The 4,302-nt window shown below is 38.1% G+C and carries 4 protein-coding genes; 3 read left to right on the forward strand and 1 reads right to left on the reverse strand.

Going from position 1 to position 4,302, the window contains the following annotated elements:
- On the forward strand, positions 1 to 982 hold a 982-nt coding region (locus VLB74_RS08145), incomplete at its 5' end, for an RluA family pseudouridine synthase (protein WP_325202959.1).
- Here the strand turns inward: VLB74_RS08145 and VLB74_RS08150 are convergent.
- Complete coding sequence (locus VLB74_RS08150) at positions 979 to 2,004, reverse strand: threonine aldolase family protein (RefSeq protein WP_325202960.1); 1,026 nt, start codon at positions 2,002 to 2,004, stop codon at positions 979 to 981. The two genes, VLB74_RS08145 and VLB74_RS08150, sit on opposite strands and share 4 nt — an antisense overlap.
- 47 nt (positions 2,005 to 2,051) lie before the next feature.
- Between VLB74_RS08150 and prfB the strand changes: the two genes are divergently transcribed.
- Together prfB and VLB74_RS08160 are read left to right on the forward strand one after the other, a co-directional pair.
- Positions 2,052 to 3,147, forward strand: a protein-coding gene (prfB, locus tag VLB74_RS08155; protein WP_325202961.1) for a peptide chain release factor 2 whose coding sequence is annotated in 2 segments (ribosomal slippage) — positions 2,052 to 2,114 and positions 2,116 to 3,147 — 1,095 coding nt in all. Because the reading frame shifts where the segments join, the coding sequence is not laid out codon by codon here.
- Positions 3,148 to 3,288: 141 nt separating this feature from the next.
- The coding region (locus VLB74_RS08160; RefSeq protein ID WP_325202962.1) for a PorT family protein at positions 3,289 to 4,302 on the forward strand (1,014 nt) is incomplete at its 3' end.

The following is a 4,302-nucleotide window of genomic DNA, read 5'->3' on the forward strand; positions in this document are numbered from 1 at the left end:
AGAAGAACGCAAACAAAAATCAGCCGATTTACAGCAACAGCTTTTCGACCAGTATCATTTCCTTAACAATAAAGGAGAAACCAAAAGCCTTTGCGCTATTTTTGAAACGACTGCTTTATTAAAACCACCTGCTGCTGCAGGAGAATGTGCGGCGCCAAAGCTTTTGCAATATGCCTATCTGAATAACCTGCAACCTATTGCCATGGCTGAATTCTGGTGGGGTGAATCGCCTAAATCAGAAATACGCAAACACGGTCAGTTCTACCCGGCCTGTCGCGGAAAATGTGAACCCATTTTAGGTCATATGTTGGAAGGCCTTAAAGTAGATGAAAATCCACTACTGATAAATCCGGCTTTGGGTGTTCAGCTTGAAACGATTTACGAAGATGATTATTTAGCCGTTATCAACAAACCTGCTGAATTCCTATCGGTTCCGGGTATTAATATCATGGATTCCGTTTATGAACGCATGAAACTGAAATACCCCGAGGCGACCGGTCCGCTAATTGTTCATCGACTTGATATGGCAACTTCCGGAATATTACTGATTGCTAAAGACAAAGACTCACACAAACTTTTGCAGGGACAATTTATCCGAAGAACTGTCAAAAAACGCTATACAGCCTTATTAGACGGAATTGTAAAAGAAGATGAAGGCGAAATCGACTTACCGTTGCGAATCGATTTAGATGATCGGCCTCGACAATTAGTTTGTTACGAATACGGAAAACCGGCAAAAACGAAATATAAAGTTGTAGAGCGAACGAACCAGAACACGAGAATACATTTCTGGCCTATAACAGGAAGAACACACCAATTACGAATGCACGCTTCACACGCAACAGGATTAAACTGTCCTATTGTAGGTGATGATTTATACGGAACAAAAGCCGATCGCCTGCATTTACACGCCGAATGGATTGAGTTCAAACATCCGGTATCAAGAGAAACGATGACTTTCGAAGTTCCTGCAGCGTTTTAAAGCTGAATTTTCGTCAAAGCTTCCAACACATAATCGTGCATTACCTGTTTGTAATCCAAATGCGTAACGATGCGTAATTTCCCTTTACCCATCGAGCTGATGAAAATATTCTTCTGTTTCAGTTTTTCCATTAGTAAAGCCTCATCAAACTGCGGCTTAACAGAGAAAATAAGGATATTGGTTTCCACAGTCTCAACCGTATCCACCCAATACAATCGTTGCAACAAAGCTCCAATTTCTCGCGCGCGGCGGTGATCTTCTTCCAATCGGCCTACGTTATGTTGTAGTGCATACAATCCGGCTGCTGCCAAATAACCAATCTGACGCATTCCGCCACCTAATACTTTTCGGATTCGCAATGCCCTGTGAATGGTTTCTTTATCTCCTAAAAGCAAAGAACCAATAGGTGCTCCCATTCCTTTAGACAAACAAACGGATATAGTATCAAACAATTCGCCATATTGCTTCGGATGTTGACGTTTGGCCACCAAAGCATTCCACAGACGTGCGCCATCGAGGTGGTATTTCAGATTATTATCGACACAAACCCGTTTTATCCTTTTTAATTCCTCAATATCATAACAAGCTCCGCCTCCTTTATTTGTGGTGTTTTCAATACAAACCAAAGAAGTTTTTGGATTATGGTAAAATTCAGGATCCGTAATATGCTCTTCCACCTGAAGGGATGTAATCATTCCACGATTTCCGTCAACCAATGAACATGAAATTCCACTATTAAATGACGCTCCTCCTGCCTCATACAAATAAACATGTGCCCATTTATCACAAATCAGCTGATCGCCCGGTTGGGTATGTAATTTAATTGCCGTTTGATTGGCCATGGTTCCTGACGGAAAAAACAATGCGGCTTCCATTCCGAACAAATCGGCAACCGTTTCTTCCAGTTCCACAGCCGTAGGATCCTGACGATAAACATCATCGCCCACTTTCGCACGAAACATATACTGCAACATTTCCTGGGTTGGTTTGGTAACCGTATCGCTAACTAAATTAATTTCCATATTCTAAAAAGGAATGTCTATTTTTGCGGTATAAAACTACAATTTTTATGGTAAATACCGAACAGATTAAGGATATTATTGAGCGCCTTGGTGCGTTAAGGAGGTATCTTTGACGTCGACAAGAAACTTATCGAGATAGCCAACGAGGAAGAAAAAACCTTTGCTCCCGACTTTTGGAACAACGCCAAGGAAGCCGAAGTTATTGTCAGAAACCTGAGATCCAAGAAAAAATGGGTGGAAGATTATGAAAAAGCCAATAACTTAGCCGAAGAACTTCAGTTAATTTATGAATTCTTCAAAGAAGGCGATGCTACTGAAGAAGAACTCGATCAGCATTACCATACCACACTTTTACACATTGAAAATATTGAATTCAGGAATATGCTTTCAGACGAAGGAGACAACTTGAGTGCAGTACTTCAGATTACAGCCGGAGCCGGAGGAACAGAAAGTTGCGACTGGGCTTCGATGCTTATGCGTATGTATCTGATGTGGGGTGAAAAGCAAGGTTATAAAATCAAGGAACTGAACTTTCAGGAAGGTGATGTGGCCGGAATCAAAACCGTTACGCTGGAAATCGAAGGTGATTATGCTTTCGGATATCTTAAAGGTGAAAATGGTGTGCACCGATTGGTCCGCATTTCTCCTTTCGACAGTAACGGAAAACGCCATACATCGTTTGCATCCGTATATGTGTATCCTTTAGTTGATGATACCATTGAAATCGAAATCAATCCTTCCGATATTGAAATTACAACAGCCCGTTCAAGTGGTGCCGGTGGTCAGAATGTAAATAAGGTAGAAACAAAAGTTCAGTTGGTTCACAAGCCCACCGGGATTCAGATTCAGTGTTCGGAAACACGTTCGCAGCACGACAACCGTCAGCGCGCTTTACAGATGCTACGTTCACAATTGTATGAAATAGAATTGAAAAAGAAAATGGCTCAACGTGCGGATATTGAAGCCGGAAAGATGAAAATCGAATGGGGTTCACAAATCCGAAACTATGTGATGCATCCGTACAAATTGGTTAAAGATGTTCGCACCAGTTACGAAACCAGTGATGTAGACGCAGTTATGAATGGAGAACTTGATGAATTCCTGAAAGCCTATTTGATGATGATGGGGCAAAAAGAAGAATAATGTAACAAAAATCATAAATTTTGTTTACTTAAATCGTATATTTTTGTAATTGCAATGAAAGGGAAGTCTTATGAGAAAATATGACTTCCTTTTTTTTATACCCAATTTTTATAACAATTTAATCTTAACCAATTAAAAAACATGAACAAAGCACATTACCTATTTGTCCTACTTTTTATTTCAAATCTGATTAGTGCACAGATAAAATTCGAGCCCGGTTATTATTTAGACAATAACAACCAAAAAGTCGAAGGTTTTATCAAAAATACTGATTGGAGAAACAATCCAACCTCTTTTGAATTCAAAACCAATGAAGCATCTGAGACTCAAACAATCTCAATTGATTTCGCTACAGAATTTGGAATTAATTTAAAAACTAAATATGTACGCACTGATGTAGACATTGAAAAATCAAGTAATAAAATAAACAATATTGGATACACTAAAGAACCTCAATATGTTAACGAAAGAGTATTTCTTAAAGAATTAGTAAGCGGAACTTCAAAATTATTCATTTACGAAAATAATGGGCTGGAAAAATTCTTTTATTCAGTTAATAACTCTCCTGTTAAACAGCTTATTTATATAAAGTACTACGCTTCGGCAGAAGATATAAAAAATAATCCTGAAGTAGACATAAATACCGTATTAACAAACGATTACTTCAGAAGACAACTTTGGTATGATGTTAAATGCAGTAATGATGACCAGAAAAAAATTAAGGATCTTGATTATAAAACGGGTTCGCTGACAAAATATTTCAAAGAATTCAATAACTGTAGTGGAGATACAACAACTGATATAAAAGAAGAACGTAAAACTTCTTATAATTTTAAAGCTTCTGCTATATATAACATAGGCTCCTTAAAAGTTACCAATTTTTCACCAAGTTATTCTCCGGAATTTTCAGATTCAAGTTTTGCTTTTGGTTTTGAAGCCGAATTGATACTGCCTTTTAACAACAATAAATGGGGAGTAATATTTGAACCCAGCTATAATCAGTTTAAGGGTGATAAAACACAATTACCTGCGTATGGTATAAGCAAACCATTAGTGGCAAGTGCAGAACTTAACTATATTCAGTTGCCTTTTGGTATAAGACATTATTTCTTCTTATCTGAAAAGTCAAAAATATTCGCTAATGCTATTGCTAAT

The sequence above is a fragment of the Flavobacterium sp. genome (assembly GCF_035456225.1).
Lineage (GTDB): Bacteria > Bacteroidota > Bacteroidia > Flavobacteriales > Flavobacteriaceae > Flavobacterium.

Bases quoted from the DNA above. Each gene is read 5' to 3' on its own strand.
- VLB74_RS08150 (WP_325202960.1), bottom strand. From the start codon at position 2,004: ATGGAAATTAATTTAGTTAGCGATACGGTTACCAAACCAACCCAGGAA.